We start from the raw sequence: 22,197 nt of genomic DNA, 5'->3' as shown, positions 1-22,197 counted from the left end.
CCAAACCTAGCGTACCCGCCAGTGAACAGGCTTCGTGAGAGATACCTTCCATCAAACAGCCATCGCCCAAGAACACATAGGTGTTGTGGTCAACGATGTCGTGGCCTTCACGGTTAAATTGCGCCGCCAGAGATTTCTCTGCCATTGCCATGCCGACCGCATTGGTGATGCCTTGGCCTAGAGGACCCGTGGTGGTCTCGATGCCTGGTGCATATCCGTACTCAGGGTGACCTGGGGTTTTTGAATGCAGTTGACGGAAATTTTTCAGATCGTCAATCGACAGATCGTAACCGGTGAGGTGAAGCAGAGAGTAGATCAGCATTGAACCGTGACCGTTCGACAGCACGAAACGATCGCGGTCAGCCCACTCAGGGTTTTGCGGGTTGTGGTTCATGTGGTCGCGCCACAATACTTCGGCGATGTCTGCCATACCCATAGGGGCTCCTGGGTGACCAGAGTTGGCTTGTTGGACACCGTCCATACTAAGAGCGCGGATCGCGTTAGCTAAAACCTTGCGAGAAGACATGTCTGCTCCTGAGATCATCAATAGACGTTTTGTATTAGTTGCCATCCAGCGCAATACTTTTAAAAGTTGGCGAGAAAGCAGAATTCGGCGGGCGGGTATTGTCGCAAGACTCCCCCTGCACTGCAAACGTTTTACATCGCTGATTTCATGGCATTCTGCTGATTTTTGCGCGAAGAATTGGCTTTTTTACGTAACCTTTTGCTTCTGCACGCAAACGTTTCCCCCAAACAGCAATAAACGCATGGCGATATGCCAAATACATATTCTTAGCGTGTTAATTCATAACACCGACAAATTGCATGGTTGATTTCTTATCGCTCCAGCGTAGAATAGACGTCCAGATGGTAAAACATCTAACCATTTAAACGTGTATAAACCTATCTTCATATTTTTTAAGGAACGCGACATGGCCAAACACCTGTTTACTTCAGAATCGGTTTCGGAAGGTCACCCAGACAAAATTGCTGACCAGATTTCTGATGCTGTACTTGATGCGATTTTGGAACAGGACCCAAAAGCCCGCGTTGCTTGTGAAACTTACGTAAAAACCGGCATGGTCATGGTGGGTGGTGAAATCACCACGTCTGCATGGGTTGATATCGAAGAGCTGACGCGTCAAACCGTTCGTGAAATCGGCTATGTTCACTCAGACATGGGCTTCGATGCTGATTCTTGTGCCGTATTGAACACCATTGGTAAGCAATCGCCTGACATCAACCAAGGTGTTGACCGCGCAGACCCGAAAGAACAGGGCGCAGGCGACCAAGGCATCATGTTCGGTTACGCATGTAACGAAACTGACGTGTTAATGCCAGCACCGATTACTTACTCTCACCTTCTTGTTAAGAAACAAGCAGAAGTGCGTAAGAGCGGTAAGCTAGATTTCCTTCGCCCAGATGCGAAATCACAAGTTACGTTCCAATACGACCAGGGCAAAATTGTTGGTATCGACGCGGTTGTTCTTTCTACCCAACACTGTGATTCAGTGACCACTGAGCACCTACGTGAAGCGGTAATGGAAGAAATCATCAAACCAGTACTGCCAACAGAATGGTTGAACAAAGAAACTAAATTCTTCATCAACCCGACAGGCCGTTTCGTTATCGGTGGCCCAATGGGTGACTGTGGTTTGACAGGTCGTAAGATCATCGTTGATACCTACGGCGGCGCAGCGCGTCACGGCGGTGGTGCTTTCTCTGGTAAAGATCCATCAAAAGTTGACCGTTCAGCAGCATATGCAGCACGTTATGTAGCGAAGAACATCGTTGCTGCTGGCCTGGCAGATCGCTGTGAAATTCAATTGTCTTACGCGATTGGTGTAGCAGATCCGACGTCTATCATGGTTGAAACCTTCGGCACTGAAAAAGTCTCTCAAGAGATCATCATCGAAGCGGTCCGTCAGCACTTTGACCTGCGCCCTTACGGCCTACAAGAGATGCTTGATCTGTTGCAACCTATCTACAAGAAGACGGCAGCATATGGTCACTTCGGTCGTGAAGAATTCCCTTGGGAAAAAACCGACAAAGTGGCAGCACTGCGCGATTTCGCAAACATCAAATAATCGCGACAACGCAGCACAACAGAACAAGAAAAGGGAAGCTTCGGCTTCCCTTTTTTCATGCCTCTCTTTACCCTACCCGCTGTGACCATCCAATCAGCCAAGGCGATGAACGAACTTCACTACCGCATAACTCGACGCGTAAGCGAATGCATTTCTCATGCAAATCTGACCCTCAATACAGAGTTTTCAGCACCCGCGATCCGCTTTGATATTCGGGGTAAAACCGCTGGAATGGCGCTGCTTCAACGCTGGCAACTGCGCTTTAATCCCGTATTGCTGGCAGAAAACCCTGACGCCTTTATAGAGGAAGTCGTCCCTCATGAAGTGAGTCACTTGATTGTCTTTGCCCGTTTCGGACGCGTTCGTTCCCACGGTAAAGAGTGGCAATCGGTGATGTCTCAGGTCTTTGATGTTCAACCAAAAACCACACATAGCTTTGACATCAAATCTGTAGAAGGCAAAACCTTCCCCTATCACTGCGAGTGCGACGTGATCCCGTTATCCGTGCGTCGTCACAATAAAGTACAACGTCAACAAGTGCAGTACGTGTGCCGTCGCTGCAAACAACCGCTGGTATGGAAACCTTCATCACCCTAACGCAAGTGCGTTACATGCAACGCCGCTCTTAATAACAAGTTGTTCAATTAACACTATTTTAGTGGGATTTAACTCGCAACTATCTGCAATAATCAAAGTACTTAATTCCAATAAGACTTTGTTTAAAGATGAAGACATATCTCCTACTGCTTTCCGCGTTGTTGATATCGCCACTGGCAATGTCAGCGCCTGAACACCCTCAATCCTTCTCGAAAGCCAAGCGCCTGGCGCAAAAAATCTATCTCGATCACCCAACCTCTTTTTACTGTGGCTGTGATATCCAATGGCAAGGTAAGAAAGGCGTGCCTGAACTCGATACCTGTGGCTACCAAGTGCGTAAACAAATGAAACGCGCGAGCCGCATTGAGTGGGAACATGTCGTTCCTGCATGGCAGTTCGGCCACCAGCGCCAATGTTGGCAAGATGGCGGACGCAAAAACTGTGGTAAAACCGATCTGACTTTCCGCCTTATGGAAGCAGACCTGCACAACTTGGTGCCCGCCATTGGTGAAGTAAACGGAGACCGCTCAAACTTCCGTTTTTCCCAGTGGAACGGTGACAAAGGTGCGTTCTACGGCCAGTGCAAAATGAAGGTCGACTTCAAACAACGTGTTGCAGAGCCACCCGCACAAAGCCGCGGTGCCGTTGCGCGTATCTATCAATATATGAATGGCCAATACGATTTTCGTTTAGCGTCAGCGCAGAAAAAACTCATGAACGCGTGGGACAAAACCTACCCGGTGACGGAGTGGGAATGTGAGCGTGACCGTCGTATTGCAGCTACGCAAGGAAATCAAAATCCTTTCGTGAAAGCGGCATGTGAAAAAGCAGGTCTATAAAGACAGCATTGAAAAACTGAAACCACACCAAAACTACAGTCAATGAGCAGTAGCATGCTAAACTGCTGCTCATTATTTCCAAGACCAAAACCACCATGCGTATCCCAAGAATTTTCCATCCTGAATTGCTGCCTAACAGCGGCCGTGTCGCACTCGATGATGATGCGGCGAATCATGTTGGCCGTGTATTGCGTATGCAAGTTGGACAAGACGTCCTGCTCTTTGATGGCAGTGGCGCTGAGTTTCCTGCTGTGATTTGTGACGTGTCGAAAAAAAACGTCAATGTCGATATCACAGAGCGTGTCGAGCGCAGCATTGAATCGCCGCTAGACTTGCACCTTGGTCAAGTTATCAGTCGCGGCGACAAAATGGAGTTCACCATTCAAAAGTCCGTTGAACTTGGCGTGAATGTCATCACACCACTGATCTCTGAGCGATGTGGTGTCAAACTTAACGCTGAACGCTTCGACAAAAAATTACAGCAATGGCAAAAAATTGCGATTGCTGCCTGCGAACAATCTGGCCGAAACATCGTCCCAGAAATCCGCCCAGTGATGGCGCTGGAAGCTTGGAGTCAGGAAGCGTTTGATGGGTTGAAACTCAACCTTCACCCTCGTGCCAAATATTCCATCAATACCCTGCCGCAACCTGTCAATCGCGTGCGCCTATTGATTGGCCCTGAAGGTGGATTGTCAGCAGAAGAAATTGAAAAGACCCGCGAACACGGGTTTGAAGAAACACTTTTGGGACCGCGTGTGCTGCGCACTGAAACCGCAGCATTGACCGCAATTACGGCATTGCAAGTTCGCTTTGGTGACCTTGGTTAACCACACCAAGCTTAACGACGACGAACTTGCCAGATAAGGAAGACAGAATGATCAAACTGGGTATCGTGATGGACCCGATTGAGTCCATCAACATCAAGAAAGATTCTTCTTTTGCCATGATGCTAGAAGCACAAGCGCGTGGCTGGGAAATTCATTACATGCAGATGAATGATTTGTCGCTGGAGCAAGGCAAAGCCCTTGCTCGCACCAAGATCATCAGCGTAGAACAAAACCCTGAGAAGTGGTTTGACGTAAAAAGCGAACAAGAGATCGCATTGGCCGATCTTGATGCCGTTTTGATGCGTAAAGATCCACCGTTCGACACCGAATACATCTACGCGACCTACATTCTGGAGCGCGCCGAAGTGGAAGGCTGTTTGATCGTTAACAAACCGCAAAGTCTGCGCGATTGTAACGAAAAGCTGTTCACGGCTTGGTTCCCAGAGCACACGCCAATCACCTTGGTGACACGTCGTGATGACCAAATCAAAGCGTTCCATGAAAAACACGGCGACGTGATTTTGAAGCCACTCGATGGCATGGGTGGTTCTTCTATCTTCCGAGTGAAGAAAGGCGATCCTAACCTGTCGGTGATCATCGAAACCCTGACCAGCCTTGGCACTAACTACTGCATGGCGCAGACCTTCGTTCCAGATATCAGCAATGGCGACAAGCGCATTCTGGTGGTTGACGGTGAGCCAATGCCATACTGCTTGGCGCGTATTCCCGCCAAAGGTGAAACACGCGGAAACCTTGCAGCTGGCGGTCGCGGTGAAGCGCGTCCATTGAGTGAGACTGACTGGGCCATCGCCCGTGCCGTTGCACCAACGCTGAAAGAGAAAGGCCTGATCTTTGTCGGTTTGGATATTATTGGTGACAAACTGACAGAAATTAATGTCACGAGCCCAACGTGTATCCGTGAAATTGAAGCCGCCTTTGATATCAACATCAGCGGTAAATTGATGGATGCTATTGAAGCACGTCTGCAAAAATAAAGCTTCGCACACCGAGCAGTTTCGGCTGCTCGGGTATGACTTTCTCCGTCTTACTGCTCATACTGAACATAAGCGGGGGAGCGTAAAACGGCTTACTCCAACAGACTTCACCTACGTCAGAAAAACACAACATCGTCAGAAAAACACAACATCATCGCAGCTAGCAGTCTTGCAAAGAAATAACGCGAAATCGCACGTACTGGAAGGGCACCATGAATCTCAAAAACCATTTCCTTGTTGCAATGCCTAGCATGGCAGATGAACGCTTCAAACAAAGCGTCATCTACTTGTGTGAGCACAATGACGACGGTGCTATGGGGCTTGTTATCAACCAAGCGATCAATATTTCTGTCGCCAACATGTTGGAACAAATAGAGGTTGAGCGCGATTTGGATCTTACCCACGAGGTCAGTCTCGATCAGCCCGTGTTGTTTGGAGGCCCAGTCTCTGAAGACAGAGGATTTGTTCTGCACAAGCCAAACCAAGTCTTCGGTTCTAGCATCAGCTTGTCTGATCAATTAACCGTCACAACGTCCAAAGACATTCTGAGCATTCTCGGCACCCATGATGAGCCCGACCAATTCATTGTGGCATTGGGTTATTCTGGTTGGGATGCTGGCCAGCTAGAGCAAGAACTCACAGAAAACAGTTGGCTGACGATAGAAGCCGATCCCAAAGTCATCTTCGACACACCGATCAATGAGCGCTGGGAAAAAGCCCTAAACCAATTAGGCATTAGTGGTTTAAACCTGTCCTCGGACATCGGACACGCATGAGAACAACACCATGAGTAACATCCAAAGCGTGATGGGCTTTGACTATGGCACCAAGAGTATTGGGGTTGCCGTAGGCCAGATCATCACAGGCACTGCGCGCCCATTAAAAGCGCTAAAAGCCAAAGACGGCATTCCAAGCTGGGAAGCGATTGAAGCCCTACTGAAAGAGTGGCAGCCCGACTTAGTGGTTGTCGGTCTACCCTTGGACTTACGTGGGGGTGAGCTTGAAACCATCACACCACGCGCCCGTAAATTTGCGAACCGCTTGAAAGGCCGTTTCGGCGTAGACGTTGAATTGCATGATGAACGTCTCACCACCACAGAAGCGCGCTCTTCATTGTTTGAGCATGGTGGTTATAAGGCACTCGGTAAGGGCGATATTGATTGCCAATCCGCCGTCATCATTGTCGAAAGCTGGTTCGAAAGCCAATACGGCGAATAAGCCGCATCACGCACTGAACAAAAAAATCCCGCCATCAAACATGGCGGGATTTTCTTATTTTGACGTTATTTTTGCGCGGCCATGTCCTTTCTAAAAGAACATTTTTCTAGAAGGGCTTTTTCTAAAAAATCACTCAATACTGACGTTAGCCAACGTCGGACTGCCGTCTGGCGATTGTTCAGACATCTTGATCATCAGTTTCAATTCATTGCGAGAATCAGCATGGTGCAGCGCTTCTTGTTCCGAGATCTTGTTCGCGCGAAACAGTTCAAACAACGATTGATCAAACGTACACATTCCCGCGTTGTTTCCCCTACGAATACACTCTTTCAGTTCGTGCAACTCACCTCGACGAACCAAATCAGACACATGCGAGGTGTTGAGAAGAAGCTCATAAGCACCGTGACGACCAATACCACTGACATCCGGAACCAACTGCTGAGCCAGCACACCGCGAAGGTTCAAAGACAGGTCAAACAGGAATTGCTCACGGCGCTCTTTTGGCACCAAATGCAGCACTCGCTCTAGGGCTTGGTTGGCATTGTTCGCGTGCAACGTGGCAATACATAAGTGCCCTGTTTCCGCAAACTGCATGGCGTATTCCATGGTTTCACGTGAACGGATCTCACCGATCATGATCATGTCTGGCGCCTGTCGCAGCGAGTTTTTCAGTGCCACTTCATAGCTTTCGGTATCAATGCCGATTTCACGCTGCGTCACAATGCATTGATCGTGTGGGTGAATAAACTCAATCGGATCTTCAACCGTCAGAATGTGCCCGCTGCGGTGACGGTTTCGATACCCCACCATGGCTGCCATCGACGTCGATTTGCCGGAGCCAGTGCCACCCACAATCAAGATCAAACCCCGCTTAGCAATAGACAGATCCTGCATCACTGACGGCAAGCCGAGGTTTCGAATATCAGGAATGTCCGTTTCAATGCGTCGAATCACCATGCCCGGCAAATCACGTTGCCAAAACGCACTCACACGAAAACGGCCATTTTCCGTCACCAACGCAAAATTCGCTTCACGTTCACGGTAAAACGTTTCACATTTCTCGTTATCCATCGCTTGTTCAACCAAGCTTTCCAGATCCGAGATAGTCAGTTTGTCTCCGGTCGGAGTTAGCGCACCATCAACACGCAGCATGCATGGCGCATCCACCGTGATATAACAATCCGATGCTTGCTGACTCAACATGTCTTCAAGCAATTGGTTTAATTTGATTTGGCCACTCATCAGGACATGCCCATCCCAGAGGAATCCATAATTCGGTTCGCTTCCTGACCATCAATGATGCCCTGCATCATCAAATGACGTAGCGATTGTTCCATGGTTTGCATGCCTAACGCTGCGCCGGTTTGGATCATCGAGAACATCTGCGCAACTTTGTCTTCACGGATCAGGTTTCGAATCGCGGGCGTTGCAATCATGACTTCGTGCGCAGCGACGCGCCCACCGGTGACTTGTTTCACCAAATTCTGAGAAATCACCGCACGCAATGATTCCGACAACATAGAGCGCACCATCGGCTTATCCGCACCCGGGAAAACATCAATAATTCGGTCGATGGTTTTGGCCGCGCTTGAGGTATGCAGTGTGCCGAACACCAAGTGCCCTGTTTCAGCCGCCGTCAGCGCCAAGCTAATGGTCTCTTGGTCGCGCAACTCGCCCACCAAAATCACATCAGGGTCTTCACGCAATGCCGAACGCAGTGCATTATTGAAAGAGTGTGTGTCTCTGTGCACTTCACGCTGGTTAATCAAACACAGCTTTTGCTCGTGAACGAATTCAATCGGGTCTTCAATCGTCAACACATGGCGATGTTGTTCATTGTTAATTTTGTCGATCAGTGCCGCCAAGGTGGTCGATTTCCCTGACCCTGTTGGTCCGGTTACCAACACCAAGCCTTTACGATACTGAGTAAATTGATCGAAAATTTTTGGTGCGCCTAGCGTTTCCAAAGAGGGAATAACAGTAGGAATGCTACGGAAAACTGCCGCACAGCCACGAGCCTGATGGAAGGCATTGACACGAAAGCGCCCAACAGACGCCAAGTTAAACGAAAAGTCGACTTCTAGGTTTTGCTCAAACTCGCGCTGTTGCGCATCATTCATGATGTCGAATATCAATCGATTCACATCATTGTGATCCAGCGGAGGCAAGCTCAGCTTGCGAACATCACCATCTACTCGGACCATCGGCGGAACCCCAGCAGAAAGATGTAGATCTGAAGCATTATGCTTTACACTGAAGTCTAATAATTCAGTAATATCCATTAATACGTTTCCTCGCAGAATCAATCATGTGTAGTATCAAACAAAACCTAGAACAGGTCACCAGACAAATAGACAGTGCCGCACAAAAATGCGGGAGAGACGCCTCTGGCGTGCAATTGTTGGCTGTCAGCAAGACCAAGCCTATCGACGCGATCGCTGATGCCGTGGGCGCAGGGCATCGCCAGTTCGGTGAAAACTACGTGCAAGAAGGTGTTGAGAAGATCCTTCATTTTCGCGAACAAAGCACGCCTTTAGAATGGCATTTTATTGGTCCCATTCAATCCAATAAAACCCGCCCTGTTGCCGAGCATTTCGATTGGGTCCATTCCGTTGACCGCAGCAAAGTCGCGCGTCGTTTGAGTGAACAACGCCCCAATGATATGCCGCCGCTACAAGTGTTAATTCAAATCAACACCAGCGGTGAATCCTCAAAGTCAGGCACGCAGTTTGAGGATGTCAAAGCGCTCGCAGACGAAATCGACCAACTGCCGAACCTCGAACTTCGAGGCCTGATGTGCATCCCCCAACCCGAAGATGATCACGACAGCCAACTTGCGGCTTTCGCACCACTTTCTCAATTATTTGAGGAAATGAAGGCGTCACGCCCACGTTTTGATACGCTGTCCATGGGGATGAGCGGTGACATGGATGCTGCGATTGCATCCGGCAGCACCATGGTGCGCATTGGTACCGCGATTTTCGGCGCGCGCGATTACACGAACCGCCAGTAAGACACACCAGAAAGACAGTCAACGTCAGCATTTCATTGGCGACAGATTGCCGCCAATTCAACAGGAAGTAGATGGATGGAACAACGTACAGTCGCCTTTATTGGTGCAGGCAACATGGCGCGCTCTATCATTGCGGGCCTCGTGCAATCAGGTTATCCGGCATCGGCCATCACGGCAGTGAATCGTACGCCAGAGAAAAGCGCAGCGTTCCGTGAATCATTCGGTATCAATGCGAACGAGAATGCCATTGAAAGCGCGGCAAACGCCGATGTCGTCGTACTGGGTGTAAAACCTCAGGCCATGGCAGAGCTATTGGAAAGCATGAAAAGCATCGATTGGCAGGGCAAATTGGTGATTTCTATCGCTGCGGGTATCTCTGTTACACGCCTTTCAGACATGGCGGGCACCGAATTAAACCTCGTTCGTGTGATGCCAAACACACCTTCTTTGGTTGGCGAAGGTATGAGTGGGCTTTATGCGCCAGACTCTGTATCTGAAAATGATCGTGCCTTTGCCGGTCAACTGCTTGAAGCTGTGGGTAAAGTTTGCTGGGTATCTGAAGAATCAGGTATCAATGGCATCATTGCCGCAGCGGGCAGTGCACCTGCGTATTTCTTCTTGTTTATGGAAGCCATGCAAGCGGAAGCTGAGCGCCAAGGTTTCGATAAACAAACCGCGAGAGCGCTGGTTCAACAATCTGCACTTGGGGCCGCTAAAATGGTGGTTGCAAACCCAGACATTGAACTGGCAACCTTGCGTGAACAAGTGACGTCGAAAGGCGGCACAACCGCTCAAGCGTTGAGCGTTTTTAATAACAACCAACTTCCAGAAACGGTAGCCGAAGCCATGCAAGCTGCGGTACGTAGAGCGGAAGAAATGGAATCGCTATTTTAGGGCAACTTTATGAACACAATGAATTTCCTCGTATCAACACTGTTCGATCTTTATATCATGGTGGTGTTGTTGCGAGTTTGGCTGCAATGGTCACGCGCTGATTTCTACAACCCATTTAGCCAGTTTGTCGTTAAAGCCACACAACCTGTGGTTGCACCACTTCGTCGTATTATTCCATCGATTGGTAGCTTTGACTTAGCCACCGTCTTGTTCGCCTTTGTCCTTTGTGTCGCGAAGTTCTTCGTGCTGCAAATGGTGGCATCAGGTGGCCTTCCACCGTTTGACGCAAGCTACTTGCTGATTGGCCTGCTTGCATTGGTTAAAGCGGCGGGTGGTTTGCTGTTTTGGGTATTGATCCTTCGCGCCATTCTGAGCTGGGTTAGCCAAGGCCGCAACCCCATCGAATTTGTGATGATCCAACTGACCGAACCGTTGGTTGCACCCATCCGTAAGGTACTGCCTTCTCTGGGTGGTTTGGATTTAAGTGTGCTGGTGCTGTTTATTGTGCTGCAATTTCTTAACTTCCTGATCGGTGATTTGCTGAGCCCTTACTTCGGCAACTTGTGGTTCGTGCTGTAATTCATGACACGCACCACTCGCCCTGCTTGGCAAGAGAATGACGACCTAATATTGCGTTTGTACATTCAACCGAAAGCCAGCAGAGATCAGTGGATGGGACAACATGGCGAGGAAATAAAACTCGCCATTACCGCCCCACCCGTCGACGGGAAAGCGAACGCCCATCTCACCAAATTTCTTTCAAAACAATTTAAAGTCGCTAAAGGCCAAATTGACATTGAAAAAGGGGAGCTTGGACGTCACAAACAAGTCCGGATTCATGACCCAGCCATTTACCCCGACGCCCTCAGTGATCTGATCTCCGCCTTCAAGCAGTAATATCTTTGTATCACTTTCTATTTGAAAGAGTCAGCGCAACACGCTGGCTCTCTTTTAACGAAACACCGTGATAAGGAAAGCACGATGACCCGTTTCTTGTTTCTCACTCGACGCATTCAATACGCCTTCTTTAGTGTGCTGCTGTTGCTCCTTTCGCCGTCAGTGACCGCTGAACAATTCAAAAACATCGGCTCGTTGGAAGTGCATTATTCCGCGCTGAACGCCACCTTCATCCCGGCGAACGTCGCAAAGACGTATGGCATCCAACGCGGCAGCCATAATGCACTGATTAACATTGCGATACTCGACAAAGCCCAAGCCGGCAAACCCGCTTTAACCGCGACCCTTGAAGGCACGGCACGCAACTTGCTCGGCACAAGAAAACAACTCACCTTTCGTGAAGTGAAAGAAGGCAAAGCCATCTATTACTTAGCAGAGGTGCGTTTCGCTAACGAAGAGAACCTTATCTTCGACATCGAGGTTCACGCACAGGGCAATCGCGCAGGCAAACTCACCTTCCAGCAGCAGTTCTATACCGAATAGCGTGGTAGATGACACCACATCACATTCAGGTATGATGGCGCTCACATGAAGCGCCATTTTTTATCGGTGGCGACCAGACGACAATTTGCGTTTGCTTCAGTGCTCCCTCAGCGGGTATCAGCACGCGCAACACCTTCAGGAGTACAATGATGAGCAAAGTGGTTCTCGCGACAGGCAATGCTGGAAAGGTCAAAGAAATGGCCGACCTTCTGCAAGATTTCGGCTTCGATGTGCTTGCACAAAGTGAGTTCGGCATCAGTGACGCTGATGAAACTGGAACCACCTTCATCGAAAATGCCATCATCAAAGCACGCCACGCAGCCAAAGAAACAGGGCTTCCCGCCATTGCCGATGATTCCGGCTTAGAAGTGGATTACCTGCAAGGCGCACCTGGCGTTTACAGCGCGCGTTATGCGGGTGAAGGCAAAGGCGATCAAGCCAACATCGACAAACTGTTAGAAAGCATGGCCAATGCCCCTGACGATCAACGCAGCGCGCGATTCCACTGTGTATTGGTATACATGCGCCACGCGAACGACCCAACACCCGTGGTCTGCCATGGCGTGTTTGAAGGCCACATTGCGCGTGAAGAATCAGGAAAGAATGGCTTTGGTTATGACCCTGTGTTCTGGGTAGAAAACCACAACTGCACACTGGCAAACATTGAACCTGCAGTGAAAAAGCAAATGTCTCATCGTGGACAAGCATTGAAGAAACTGTTCGCTGCGCTCAGTGAACGCATGCCGTCCGAACAAGCGAAGTAAACTGAAAATGACAGACCACAACGTGGCCGCACACATTCCGCTAAGCCTTTACGTCCACATTCCTTGGTGTGTGCAGAAATGCCCGTACTGCGATTTCAACTCGCACACCTTGAAAGGCGAAGTACCAGAGCGAGATTACATCGACGCCTTGTTGGATGATCTTCAACGCGACTTAGCTCGCTTCCAAGGCATGAGTGGTCGAAAGCTGCATTCCATCTTCATCGGTGGCGGCACGCCAAGCCTGATGTCACCCGAAGAAATCGCTCGGCTGCTGATTGGCATTGATACGCAAATTCCGTTTAAAGACGGCATTGAAATTACCATGGAAGCGAATCCAGGCACGGTAGAAGCGGACAAGTTTATTGCGTATCAACAAGTGGGCGTAAACCGCATTTCCATCGGTGTTCAAAGCTTTGATGACAGCAAACTTGCGCGTCTTGGCCGCATTCACGGGTCAGAAGAAGCGAAACGTGCAGCAACGTTAGCCCATGAAGCCGGATTGAACAGTTTCAATTTAGATTTGATGCACGGCCTGCCCGATCAAACCCTTGAAGGGGCACTCGACGATCTCAAACAAGCCATTGCACTGAACCCACCGCATTTGTCTTGGTATCAGCTCACCATTGAACCCAATACGCAGTATTACTCCAAACCACCTACGCTGCCGGATGACGATGACCTGTGGGACATTTTCGAAAAAGGCCATGTGCTATTGAGTGAAGCAGGCTACGTGCAATACGAAACATCGGGATACAGCAAGCCGGGTTATCAGTGCCAACACAACCTGAATTACTGGCGTTTTGGCGACTATCTCGGCATTGGCTGTGGCGCGCACGGCAAAATCACCGCCGAAAATGGTGCCGTACAGCGCACAGTAAAAGTGAAACACCCGCGCGGTTATCTCGATCTTGAGAAAGAATACCTCAGCGAATTGCATATAGTGGAGTCTGATGAATTGCCGTTTGAATTCTTCATGAACCGATTCCGCTTGGTAGAGGCTTGTCCGAAAGAGGACTTTCCTGCACGCACGGGATTGCCGCTGGATGTGATCAAAGCACCTATCGATAACGCTATCGAGCAAGGGCTTCTCAGCGAAACTGACACACACTGGCAAGTGACACAAAAAGGTCGCCTGTTCTTGAACGACTTGCTTTCCGGCTTCATCGACGAGTAAAGGCAGCGAATAACGCTGTCTTTATACGAAGGGAAGACACCTTCCCTTCGTGTTGATCTTCGCCAAACGGCAAAGCAAAGGACAGCGTTGTAGATGAAGAAGTATCTGTTTGCCCTGAGTGTAATCGCATGGCTGCCACTCACCGATATTGCGCTTGCCGCAACATCAGGCAGCACACTATCCAATCATGCATCACCGCATGCCTCAAAGCCTGCATCCCCAAACAATGGCAACATGTTCGGCCCCATGCCGGATTGGGTTTCTCCAGTTTCTGCCATTCCCACGTTCGACGAAAAAGGCCACCACTACGATCAGCAATATTTGTTGGTTGATAAGCAACTGAACCTCTCAGTGACAGAGCCTGTGATGTACAAGCGCTACACCAGCAAAGTGGTGTCCATCAAAGGGGTAGAGTCAGCCTCTCAAATTTCTATCGATTTCGATCCTGCTTATCAGCATGTCTTGGTTCACCGTCTCAACATTGTCAGGGACGGCAAGGTTATCGACCGAAAGAAAAGCGCAAAAACCTCGCAGTTTAAGCGTGAAGTCGACCTCGACGCCTTGCTCTATAACGGCGAAGAAACCTTGCATATCGTGCTTGATGACGTCCAAATCGGCGACATTATTGATTACAGCTACACGCTTACCGGCTATAACCCAGTGTTTGGCGATCACCGAGAGTGGTACATCAAATCAGGTTGGGCGACCAGTGTTGCACTGACCAACACGCGTATCATCGTGCCAAAAAACAGCCCAATTACAGTGACGAATCTGGAGAGCAAAGGAAAAGGAACGCTGACAACCTCTCAGCAATCCAACACCACGGTGTACCGTTATCGCGAAGAAAACGGCCTGTATGATTTTGACGAATCAGAACAACCCCGTTGGTATAACCCCTACCCTTACCTGCACATTTCCAGCTACAAAGATTGGCAAGATGTGGTGAACTGGGCACTGCCTTTGTACCAAGCCACCCCTGATGACGACGAAGTACAAGCACTCGTTAGCGACATTCGAGACACCTACCCTGCTGACATTAAAAGGCAGGTTGTCGCTGCGATTCATTTTGTGCAAAACAACATTCGTTACCTAGGGGAAGAGAACGGCATTGGTTCGCACAAGCCTCGCCCGCCCGCTCAAATCGTGGCGCAAGGGTATGGTGATTGTAAGGACAAAGCCTTACTGCTGGTGTCTATGCTCAATGCACTTGGCATTGATGCGTACCCCGCATTGGTGGATACCTACTGGCGCGACCAATTGAACGAACAACCTGCAGCGCCTTACAGCTTTAATCACGTGATTGTGCACATCGACTTTGGCGGAGAGCCAATGTGGATTGATGCTACTCGCACTCACCAAGGCAGCAAACTTACGACCATGGCGCAATCACAGTTGGGTTACGCTTTAGTGCTCAAACCCGGAGAGCGCAGCCTCAAAGCCATGCACACCCCAGACCAAGACGTGATTCAGGATGTTGAGCAAAAGTACGTGGTCAACCACGCTGACAAGAAAAGCTACCTGACGGTCAAAACCACTTATCGCGGCATTGAAGCAGAGCAATGGCGTCGCTATTTGGAATCAAAACCCCTGCGTGAGCTTGGTGAAGAATACGCAAACTATTACGCCAGTTACTTTGAAGCGCTCGATCTTCTTAGGCCGCTGACGATCACCGATGATCCAAACCAAAATGAGCTAACCTTGCACGAAGCCTACGCCGTGGATGGCTTATGGTCGAAAGACGACGATACGTATGTCTTCGTGATTTCCGGTGACATCGTCGATGACTACTTAGTGAAACCTGACCTGATCCGCCGTAAAACACCGTTCCGTTATGGAACAGAAGGCGCTGTGCATCAAAAGATTCAGATCAGCTTGCCGGAAACGTGGAACATCACGCCTTCGAAGCATTCCATCGATAGCCCGTTTTTTGAGTTCAAGTCATCACTGAAAGCCGTCTCTGGACCAGGGGATACATTGCTCGATAAAACCTATGTCGAAGCGGATTATTACTACCGCGCGAAAGCACGACACGTAAAAGCCAGCGAACTGCGCCAATACCTTCGTCACGTCGATGATGCATGGGATAACGTGGATTACGAGTTTACGTACAGACCGAATACGCCGTAAGCGAGATTGCGAGATTGCGAGATTGCGAGATTGCGAGATTGCGAGATTGCGAGATTGCGAGAAAAGCATAGGGCACCGTAAACATTATGCATTAAAAAACGCGGAATACTCCGCGTTTTTTTGTGTTTGTCAGCGAGGTACATCTACAGCATGGTGACGGTTTTCCAGCCGGAAAGCGCGGGAATCAACTGCTGAATGTTTTCTTCCTGTACTTGCCAATCAGACAAACGGGCACACACATCCTGACGGGCTGCTTGCGTGCGATGGCGCTGCGTTTTCACTTCATCCGTCAGCTTGTTCTGCAGTGACGCCATTTTGCTGGAAATGTAAGACAGCTTGTTTGGCTTGTCAGCACTGAGCGTTGCAATGTCATTCAAACCTCGACTAGAGACAGTGGCAATTAACTGAGGCACGCTGGCTTCAAGTTCCTTCACCGCCATCGTAAAGGCTTCGTGATTCAACATCGGGCTGCGATCTGAACCATAGAAAGAGGTCACAACACGGTTTTGTAGATGTTGGTGGAACTGACCCAATTCGCCGCGCAGTGAGCTTTTCTCACCCAACTCATTTGCAATCACACCATCCAATGCGCGCCAAGACGTTTGCAACTCGTTAGACAATGAACGGCTGATATAAGGCAAATCATTACGAATGGTTTTGTTGTATGCCGACAACGACGCGCGCTGCTCATCAGACAGCGCCACTTTGTGCACATCAAAAAATAGACTGCCATTCGGCTCGATACGGAATGTGTTGTTATTGCGTTCGATCACCAAGCTATCGGCATCAATCGCAATGTCGCTGTGCAGCTGAGGACGACAGGTTTCTGCGTTCACAAACATTGGCAAGGTCGCCAATAGAACGGCAATAGATTTCACGAGATTCGATACGTTCATTTTAACCATGCTCACTCTCCTTTATCTGGTGCTCAGCACCAGCAGCATTCCCAAAAAGACTGTCTCAATGCCGTGATAAGTCACCACATTGCAACCCCCTTCGGTGCTTTAGAATATTGAACGTCCGATGCGTTCGGCCAACAGTTCTAGTGCTGCTGTACCTGCTAGTGAGTTACCGGAAAGGTCGAGTTCTGGAGACCAGACACAAATCGACATTTCTCCCGGTACGATCGCTACGATCCCGCCTCCGACGCCAGATTTCCCTGGCATGCCAACTCGGTAGGCAAACTCCCCTGCACCATCGTACAAACCACAGGTTGCGAGTAACGCATTGACCTGCTTACTCTGAGTCTGGCTGACAATTGTTTTTTCTGCGCCTAAAGGAAGTCCCTTATTTGCCAAATAGTTAAACGTTTTTGCCAGATCGACACAGCTCATGCGGAGTGCGCAGTAATGAAAATAATTTGAAAGCACTGGCATCACATCATTGTCGAAATTGCCAAAGGCGCGCATCAAATACGCAATTGATGCGTTGCGATCACTGTGTTCCATTTCAGAATTCGCCACGCTTTTGTCATAACAAAGGTGAGGATTGCCAGACAGCATACGCACGAATTCCAGCATACGCTGACGCGGGGCAGATAAACGGCTGTGTAGCATGTCGCAGACCACCAGCGCACCCGCATTAATGAACGGATTACGTGGGATCCCCTGCTCCATTTCCAGCTGGATCATGGAGTTAAACGCTTGACCTGATGGCTCTTTGCCCACGCGCTGCCAAATCTCAGCAGGCTGATAATTTTGCAGGGCGAGCGTTAAGCTCAATACCTTAGAGATAGATTGAATAGAGAATGCTTCTTGCGCATCCCCTGCTGTGATGATTTCGCCGTCGTTATAACAAACGGCAATGCCTAATTTATCCGCCGAGACACTCTCAAGTGCAGGGATATAATTGGCAACACGACCTTGTCCAATGAATGGGCGAACTTCTTTAAGGATCTCGCTCAACAGCTCTGGGCTTGGTTTCATCACTATCTCCAGTGGTCAAAAAAGCCAACGCGAGGTTGGCTTTAAGTCATTCTCCGACGTGCACATTACCGTGTCGCGCCGAGAATAAAGGTATGCGTTTATTCTTATTCTGTGCGGGCGTATTTCATGTCCCATACACCGTGGCCCAAACGATGGCCACGCGCTTCGAATTTCGTCAACGGACGATCATCTGGGCGAGGAATGTAAGAACCGTCTGTTGCCGTGTTCTTGTAACCCGGCGCAACGTCCATCACTTCAACCATATGCTCAGCATAGTTTTCCCAATCTGTTGCCATATGGAAAATACCGCCAATTTTTAGCTTATCACGCAGCATTTGAACGAATTCAGGCTGAACGATACGGCGCTTGTGGTGACGCGCTTTATGCCATGGGTCCGGGAAGAACAATTGAACGGTTTCTAGGCTTGCGACTGGCAGCATATGTTCAAACACTTCCACCGCGTCATGACACATAACACGTAGATTGGTGACGCCAGCATCGCGAGCGGCCATCAAACATGCCCCCACACCAGGGCTGTGTACTTCAATGCCAACAAAGTTTTTCTCTGGCGCGTTCTTCGCCATTTCAACCAGTGATGCGCCCATACCAAAACCGATTTCTAGAACAACGGGATTGTTGTTGCCGAAAACTTCAGCCCAATCTAGTTGTTTCTCTTCGAAATCAATACCCATGGTTGGCCAGCAATCGTTCATTGCTTGCTCTTGGCCTTTGGTCAAACGACCTTCACGGCGTACAAAGCTTCTAATTCTGCGAAGAATTTTGCCGTCTTCGGTCAATTCGGTTTTGGTAACTTCAGTCATTCTCTATGCCTGTAACTCAGTAACGAAGAAAAGTTAAGCGGATCGCGCATTATCCAAAGATCGAGCAAGTGTGCAAGCCTGATCATTTGACGGCACGTATTTTACCTGAGATGCCTACAAGTTTGCGGCCTTTTTCTGCACAGACTTATTATACCCAAACAACCTCAAGGTGCTTGTTCAGCGAGAGTGTGTTGGCTGGCAGGCGCGGCGCTGAATTGAAAACATAGTTGATCTGCGTTAAAACGCAGCAACAAAGCATGGTAGCCAACAAAACTCGCCCTTTGGGAGCCTCTCATTTCGCTCACTTTTTTGTCAAAAAACCTCGAAATGGCTCACCATTACTGTGGTTTATTTCCTCAAATTGAACGAAATGAGAAGCTCTGAATCCTGCATCTTGAGGTTATTTGGGTATAGACTAGTGCTCGAGCAATCTCGTGGGCAATGCCCCCAATAAAGATAACAAAAGAGCGAGCAAAGTGAGTCAGTCCTTTTCCGACGCAATATTGGCCTGGTATGACAAATACGGCCGCAAAACCTTACCGTGGCAGCAAGAAAAAACACCGTATAAGGTGTGGCTGTCCGAAATCATGTTGCAGCAAACCCAAGTTGCGACAGTGATTCCTTATTTCGAGCGCTTCATGGCGCGCTTCCCAACCGTCGTCGATCTTGCCAACGCAGAACTCGATGAGGTGCTGCACTTGTGGACAGGGCTTGGCTACTACGCCCGCGCCCGCAACCTGCACAAAGCCGCTCAAAAAATCGCTACGGAATTCCACGGCGAGTTTCCGACCCATATCGACGATGTCATGGATTTACCTGGCGTAGGCCGTTCAACCGCAGGTGCAGTGCTGTCACTCTCTTTGGGCCAACACCATGCAATATTAGACGGCAACGTAAAGCGCACCCTTTCGCGCCACTTTGCCGTTGAAGGTTGGCCGGGTAAAAAACCGGTTGAAAACAAACTGTGGGAATTGGCAGATGCCAACACGCCCGCCGAAGGCGTGCAGCGATATAACCAAGCCATGATGGACATGGGTGCCCTGATTTGCACGCGTAGCAAACCTAAGTGCGACATTTGCCCTGTCCGCGCGAGTTGTGATGCTAATGCGCTTGGCCGCCAAGCGGACTTCCCAGGTAAAAAGCCCAAGAAAACCATGCCGGAGAAAGAAACCTGTTTTGTGCTGTTTCAATACGACAATCACATCTGGTTAGAGCAACGACCACCCGTGGGCTTATGGGGCGGTTTATGGTGTCTCCCTGAAGGGAACGAGCTAGAAATCGAGAGCTTCATTGCAGGAAAACTCAATGGCATTGCATTCGAGAAGCCTCAGCATCTCACCGCATTTCGCCACACGTTTAGCCATTTTCACCTCGATATCGTACCTATTCAAGTCACTTTGAACAGCAAACCCACCTTTATTGGTGAGCAAGGAATCATGGAAGGCAACGGCGGGCTTTGGTATAACTTAAACCAACCAGCAAAGGTCGGACTGGCAGCGCCAGTACAAAAGCTGCTTGAAAGCCTGACCAGAGAAATTCAACTTTCGGCTGCGGCCGGATAATTTAATCGGGGAACGGAAAAATGAGCCGTACAGTTTTTTGCGAGCGCTTAAAAAAGGAAGGCGATGGCCTTGATTTTCAACTGTATCCAGGTGATCTGGGTAAGCGCATTTTCGACAATATCTCAAAAGAAGCATGGGCAATGTGGCAAAGCAAACAGACCATGTTGATCAACGAGAAGAAGCTCAACATGATGGATCCTGAGCACCGCAAATTGCTGGAAACAGAAATGGTGAAGTTCCTCTTCGAAGGCCATGACACTGTGATCGAAGGTTACACACCACCTTCTGAGTAATTCGTGGGCTAGATACCTCACAGTTTCGTTATATTGTTTTGTAAACAAAGGCATCGTGATTACTCTAATCGTGGTGCCTTTTTTAATGTCTGGCTTTTTTTACTCCACAGTCTTCATTACTGTGTCATCGTGAATGGGAACACATGAAACTACGCCGCGTGCTTGCGCTACTTATCCTTACCCTTTTCTCGACGGGCTGTACCCGCGAAATGATCGAGTCGGTCTACAAGGTCGATTATGAATCCACTAACCGATTTGCCAAGAATCTCGCCCCTCTGCCGGGACAATTTCAGAAAGATTTTGCTGCGCTCGACAAGCTTATTACCGGCTTTAACGGCAACATCGAGGTGCGTTGGGGTAAAGACGAAGTATTAATTTCAGGCAAACGTGATTACGTAAAGTACACGGATAATTACCTTAGCCGTGCCCGCGTTGACTTTACCAATGGCCTCGTCACGATCGAGACTGTCGCCACGTCAGATCCAAAACAGCATTTAAAACAAGCCATTGTAACCACACTGTTGACACCGAATGACCCAGCCTCTGTGGATTTATATTCTGCAGCTGACGTGCAATTGGAAGGTCGTCCCTTCTTACAGGGACAAGTGCTCGACCAAGATGGAAAGGAAATTGCGTGGGAATGGCGCGCTAGTCGATATGCCGACTACTTGATTGATTCGAAGATCAAAAGTAAATCGCTGCGTTTTCAGAAAGTATTTTACGTCGAAATACCGATGGTATCCGATCACTCCAGCAAGCGACGCTATCAATATGCCGACTTGATCCGTAAATCTTCACGCCAATATGGCATTTCAGAAGAACTTATTTATTCCATCATCAAAACAGAAAGCAGTTTTAACCCTTATGCGGTGAGTTGGGCAAATGCATACGGCTTGATGCAAGTCGTTCCCAAAACTGCAGGACGTGATGTGTTTAAGCTGGTGAAAAAGCGCTCGGGAGAGCCTAGCCCAGAGTATTTATTCGACCCTGCGAGAAATATTGATGCGGGTACGGCATATTTCTATATTTTAAAAACACGTTACCTCAAAGATGTGCGCGATCCGTTGTCAAAACACTACAGCATGATCTCCGCATACAACGGCGGAACAGGCAATGTACTTAAAACATTCCACCGTTCAGACCGAAAACGTGCCATGAATGATTTAAATCGATTAAATCCTAATCAGGTTTATTGGGCACTAACCAATAAACACCCGTCTTCAGAGTCTCGGCGCTATCTTCAGAAGGTCACTAACTTTCAAAAGGAATTTCGTTCCATGCAATAAAAACACGGGGAAAACCAGAAACTCAGTGCGTTTTTAAATCAAAACGATGAAAAAGGCATCAAACAGCATTATTTCACGTTTTTTTTAAAAAAAGGTGTTGACGAAAACCCTGAAAATCCGTTTAATGCACCCCGTTGCCTCGATAGCTCAGTCGGTAGAGCAGGGGATTGAAAATCCCCGTGTCGGTGGTTCGATTCCGCCTCGAGGCACCATATTTAGTGAGATGGTGTTTGTACGCAACGTTTCCACGGTTTGTGTGCCGGCTTAGCTCAGTTGGTAGAGCAACTGACTTGTAATCAGTAGGTCACCAGTTCGACTCCGGTAGCCGGCACCAT

At 49.0% G+C, this 22,197-nt stretch carries 23 protein-coding genes, 2 tRNA genes and 1 pseudogene; 20 read left to right on the top strand and 6 right to left on the bottom strand.

Going from position 1 to position 22,197, the window contains the following annotated elements; translation table 11 throughout:
• Window positions 1–526 (bottom strand): annotated as a pseudogene (locus BM082_RS22965) (transketolase); the annotation flags it as partial.
• 406 nt (window positions 527–932) lie between these two features.
• Here BM082_RS22965 and metK point away from each other — a divergent pair.
• The 7 genes from metK (at window position 933) to ruvX (ending at window position 6,563) form a co-directional block, all read left to right on the top strand.
• Window positions 933–2,087, top strand: coding sequence for a methionine adenosyltransferase (gene metK / locus BM082_RS22960; protein WP_017012191.1), 1,155 nt, complete (start codon window positions 933–935; stop codon window positions 2,085–2,087).
• 105 nt (window positions 2,088–2,192) lie between these two features.
• Entirely contained in the window at window positions 2,193–2,684 is a 492-nt protein-coding gene (locus tag BM082_RS22955; protein ID WP_074928784.1) for a SprT family zinc-dependent metalloprotease, read from the top strand.
• Window positions 2,685–2,812: 128 nt separating this feature from the next.
• A complete protein-coding gene (locus tag BM082_RS22950) occupies window positions 2,813–3,523 on the top strand; it encodes an endonuclease (protein WP_017012193.1) in 711 nt (236 codons plus the stop codon).
• Window positions 3,524–3,618: 95 nt separating this feature from the next.
• Window positions 3,619–4,350 carry a 16S rRNA (uracil(1498)-N(3))-methyltransferase gene (gene rsmE / locus BM082_RS22945; protein ID WP_074928782.1) on the top strand — a complete coding sequence of 244 codons (732 nt, stop codon included), beginning with the start codon at window positions 3,619–3,621 and terminating at the stop codon, window positions 4,348–4,350.
• Between the two features lie 47 nt (window positions 4,351–4,397).
• Window positions 4,398–5,345 (top strand): glutathione synthase, encoded by a 948-nt coding sequence (gshB, locus tag BM082_RS22940; RefSeq protein WP_074928780.1) that lies wholly within the window; start codon window positions 4,398–4,400, stop codon window positions 5,343–5,345.
• A 212-nt stretch (window positions 5,346–5,557) separates the two neighbouring features.
• Complete coding sequence (locus BM082_RS22935; protein WP_017012196.1) at window positions 5,558–6,121, top strand: YqgE/AlgH family protein; 564 nt, start codon at window positions 5,558–5,560, stop codon at window positions 6,119–6,121.
• A gap of 10 nt (window positions 6,122–6,131) precedes the next feature.
• Window positions 6,132–6,563 (top strand): Holliday junction resolvase RuvX, encoded by a 432-nt coding sequence (ruvX, locus tag BM082_RS22930; protein ID WP_017012197.1) that lies wholly within the window; start codon window positions 6,132–6,134, stop codon window positions 6,561–6,563.
• Window positions 6,564–6,692: 129 nt separating this feature from the next.
• Here the strand turns inward: ruvX and BM082_RS22925 are convergent, their stop codons facing one another.
• Both BM082_RS22925 and BM082_RS22920 read right to left on the bottom strand, forming a co-directional pair.
• On the bottom strand, window positions 6,693–7,793 hold the full coding sequence (locus BM082_RS22925; protein WP_026024746.1) for a PilT/PilU family type 4a pilus ATPase: 1,101 nt from the start codon (window positions 7,791–7,793) through the stop codon (window positions 6,693–6,695).
• Window positions 7,794–7,804: 11 nt separating this feature from the next.
• Window positions 7,805–8,845 carry a type IV pilus twitching motility protein PilT gene (locus BM082_RS22920; RefSeq protein ID WP_017012199.1) on the bottom strand — a complete coding sequence of 347 codons (1,041 nt, stop codon included), beginning with the start codon at window positions 8,843–8,845 and terminating at the stop codon, window positions 7,805–7,807.
• A 26-nt stretch (window positions 8,846–8,871) separates the two neighbouring features.
• Here BM082_RS22920 and BM082_RS22915 point away from each other — a divergent pair, with 26 nt between their 5' ends.
• The 8 genes from BM082_RS22915 (at window position 8,872) to BM082_RS22880 (ending at window position 15,975) form a co-directional block, all read left to right on the top strand.
• On the top strand, window positions 8,872–9,576 hold the full coding sequence (locus tag BM082_RS22915) for a YggS family pyridoxal phosphate-dependent enzyme (RefSeq protein WP_017015994.1): 705 nt from the start codon (window positions 8,872–8,874) through the stop codon (window positions 9,574–9,576).
• Between the two features lie 75 nt (window positions 9,577–9,651).
• On the top strand, window positions 9,652–10,470 hold the full coding sequence (gene proC / locus BM082_RS22910; RefSeq protein WP_017012201.1) for a pyrroline-5-carboxylate reductase: 819 nt from the start codon (window positions 9,652–9,654) through the stop codon (window positions 10,468–10,470).
• A 9-nt stretch (window positions 10,471–10,479) separates the two neighbouring features.
• Entirely contained in the window at window positions 10,480–11,049 is a 570-nt protein-coding gene (locus tag BM082_RS22905; protein ID WP_017012202.1) for a YggT family protein, read from the top strand.
• Between the two features lie 3 nt (window positions 11,050–11,052).
• A complete protein-coding gene (gene yggU, locus BM082_RS22900; protein WP_026024747.1) occupies window positions 11,053–11,367 on the top strand; it encodes a DUF167 family protein YggU in 315 nt (104 codons plus the stop codon).
• A gap of 84 nt (window positions 11,368–11,451) precedes the next feature.
• Window positions 11,452–11,910, top strand: coding sequence for a DUF4426 domain-containing protein (locus tag BM082_RS22895; protein WP_017012204.1), 459 nt, complete (start codon window positions 11,452–11,454; stop codon window positions 11,908–11,910).
• 149 nt (window positions 11,911–12,059) lie between these two features.
• The gene (locus tag BM082_RS22890; protein WP_017015995.1) at window positions 12,060–12,674 is read left to right on the top strand and encodes an XTP/dITP diphosphatase; all 615 of its coding nucleotides are present in this window, start codon (window positions 12,060–12,062) and stop codon (window positions 12,672–12,674) included.
• A 7-nt stretch (window positions 12,675–12,681) separates the two neighbouring features.
• A complete protein-coding gene (hemW, locus tag BM082_RS22885) occupies window positions 12,682–13,848 on the top strand; it encodes a radical SAM family heme chaperone HemW (protein WP_017012206.1) in 1,167 nt (388 codons plus the stop codon).
• A gap of 93 nt (window positions 13,849–13,941) precedes the next feature.
• Complete coding sequence (locus BM082_RS22880) at window positions 13,942–15,975, top strand: DUF3857 domain-containing transglutaminase family protein (RefSeq protein WP_017013183.1); 2,034 nt, start codon at window positions 13,942–13,944, stop codon at window positions 15,973–15,975.
• Window positions 15,976–16,118: 143 nt separating this feature from the next.
• Here the strand turns inward: BM082_RS22880 and BM082_RS22875 are convergent, their stop codons facing one another.
• The 3 genes from BM082_RS22875 to trmB form a co-directional block, all read right to left on the bottom strand.
• Window positions 16,119–16,880: a DUF2884 family protein gene (locus BM082_RS22875; RefSeq protein WP_017012208.1), complete on the bottom strand. Its 762-nt coding sequence runs from the start codon at window positions 16,878–16,880 to the stop codon at window positions 16,119–16,121.
• A 99-nt stretch (window positions 16,881–16,979) separates the two neighbouring features.
• The gene (gene glsB, locus BM082_RS22870; protein WP_017012209.1) at window positions 16,980–17,900 is read right to left on the bottom strand and encodes a glutaminase B; all 921 of its coding nucleotides are present in this window, start codon (window positions 17,898–17,900) and stop codon (window positions 16,980–16,982) included.
• Window positions 17,901–18,004: 104 nt separating this feature from the next.
• Entirely contained in the window at window positions 18,005–18,721 is a 717-nt protein-coding gene (gene trmB / locus BM082_RS22865; RefSeq protein ID WP_017012210.1) for a tRNA (guanosine(46)-N7)-methyltransferase TrmB, read from the bottom strand.
• Between the two features lie 476 nt (window positions 18,722–19,197).
• Here trmB and mutY point away from each other — a divergent pair, with 476 nt between their 5' ends.
• From mutY to BM082_RS22840, 5 genes are all read left to right on the top strand, one after another.
• Entirely contained in the window at window positions 19,198–20,283 is a 1,086-nt protein-coding gene (mutY, locus tag BM082_RS22860; protein ID WP_026025068.1) for an A/G-specific adenine glycosylase, read from the top strand.
• A gap of 20 nt (window positions 20,284–20,303) precedes the next feature.
• A complete protein-coding gene (locus BM082_RS22855; RefSeq protein ID WP_017012213.1) occupies window positions 20,304–20,576 on the top strand; it encodes an oxidative damage protection protein in 273 nt (90 codons plus the stop codon).
• A 143-nt stretch (window positions 20,577–20,719) separates the two neighbouring features.
• Entirely contained in the window at window positions 20,720–21,862 is a 1,143-nt protein-coding gene (gene mltC / locus BM082_RS22850; RefSeq protein ID WP_017016041.1) for a membrane-bound lytic murein transglycosylase MltC, read from the top strand.
• 136 nt (window positions 21,863–21,998) lie between these two features.
• Window positions 21,999–22,074: transfer RNA gene (locus tag BM082_RS22845), tRNA-Phe, on the top strand.
• A 46-nt stretch (window positions 22,075–22,120) separates the two neighbouring features.
• Window positions 22,121–22,196, top strand: a tRNA-Thr gene (locus BM082_RS22840).
• Window position 22,197 lies beyond the last annotated feature (1 nt).

The sequence above is a fragment of the Enterovibrio norvegicus DSM 15893 genome (assembly GCF_900115495.1).
GTDB lineage: Bacteria > Pseudomonadota > Gammaproteobacteria > Enterobacterales > Vibrionaceae > Enterovibrio > Enterovibrio norvegicus.
This window is presented reverse-complemented; position numbering and strand designations above follow the sequence as displayed.

What these genes read in the sequence shown, in the direction of transcription:
- metK (WP_017012191.1), top strand. Translation starts at nt 933, where the DNA reads ATGGCCAAACACCTGTTTACTTCAGAATCGGTTTCGGAAGGTCACCCA.
- BM082_RS22955 (WP_074928784.1), top strand. Translation starts at nt 2,193, where the DNA reads ATGAACGAACTTCACTACCGCATAACTCGACGCGTAAGCGAATGCATT.
- BM082_RS22950 (WP_017012193.1), top strand. Translation starts at nt 2,813, where the DNA reads ATGAAGACATATCTCCTACTGCTTTCCGCGTTGTTGATATCGCCACTG.
- rsmE (WP_074928782.1), top strand. Translation starts at nt 3,619, where the DNA reads ATGCGTATCCCAAGAATTTTCCATCCTGAATTGCTGCCTAACAGCGGC.
- gshB (WP_074928780.1), top strand. Translation starts at nt 4,398, where the DNA reads ATGATCAAACTGGGTATCGTGATGGACCCGATTGAGTCCATCAACATC.
- BM082_RS22935 (WP_017012196.1), top strand. Translation starts at nt 5,558, where the DNA reads ATGAATCTCAAAAACCATTTCCTTGTTGCAATGCCTAGCATGGCAGAT.
- ruvX (WP_017012197.1), top strand. Translation starts at nt 6,132, where the DNA reads ATGAGTAACATCCAAAGCGTGATGGGCTTTGACTATGGCACCAAGAGT.
- BM082_RS22920 (WP_017012199.1), bottom strand. Translation starts at nt 8,845, where the DNA reads ATGGATATTACTGAATTATTAGACTTCAGTGTAAAGCATAATGCTTCA.
- BM082_RS22915 (WP_017015994.1), top strand. Translation starts at nt 8,872, where the DNA reads ATGTGTAGTATCAAACAAAACCTAGAACAGGTCACCAGACAAATAGAC.
- proC (WP_017012201.1), top strand. Translation starts at nt 9,652, where the DNA reads ATGGAACAACGTACAGTCGCCTTTATTGGTGCAGGCAACATGGCGCGC.
- BM082_RS22905 (WP_017012202.1), top strand. Translation starts at nt 10,480, where the DNA reads ATGAACACAATGAATTTCCTCGTATCAACACTGTTCGATCTTTATATC.
- yggU (WP_026024747.1), top strand. Translation starts at nt 11,053, where the DNA reads ATGACACGCACCACTCGCCCTGCTTGGCAAGAGAATGACGACCTAATA.
- BM082_RS22895 (WP_017012204.1), top strand. Translation starts at nt 11,452, where the DNA reads ATGACCCGTTTCTTGTTTCTCACTCGACGCATTCAATACGCCTTCTTT.
- BM082_RS22890 (WP_017015995.1), top strand. Translation starts at nt 12,060, where the DNA reads ATGAGCAAAGTGGTTCTCGCGACAGGCAATGCTGGAAAGGTCAAAGAA.
- hemW (WP_017012206.1), top strand. Translation starts at nt 12,682, where the DNA reads ATGACAGACCACAACGTGGCCGCACACATTCCGCTAAGCCTTTACGTC.
- BM082_RS22880 (WP_017013183.1), top strand. Translation starts at nt 13,942, where the DNA reads ATGAAGAAGTATCTGTTTGCCCTGAGTGTAATCGCATGGCTGCCACTC.
- BM082_RS22875 (WP_017012208.1), bottom strand. Translation starts at nt 16,880, where the DNA reads ATGGTTAAAATGAACGTATCGAATCTCGTGAAATCTATTGCCGTTCTA.
- glsB (WP_017012209.1), bottom strand. Translation starts at nt 17,900, where the DNA reads ATGAAACCAAGCCCAGAGCTGTTGAGCGAGATCCTTAAAGAAGTTCGC.
- trmB (WP_017012210.1), bottom strand. Translation starts at nt 18,721, where the DNA reads ATGACTGAAGTTACCAAAACCGAATTGACCGAAGACGGCAAAATTCTT.
- BM082_RS22855 (WP_017012213.1), top strand. Translation starts at nt 20,304, where the DNA reads ATGAGCCGTACAGTTTTTTGCGAGCGCTTAAAAAAGGAAGGCGATGGC.
- mltC (WP_017016041.1), top strand. Translation starts at nt 20,720, where the DNA reads ATGAAACTACGCCGCGTGCTTGCGCTACTTATCCTTACCCTTTTCTCG.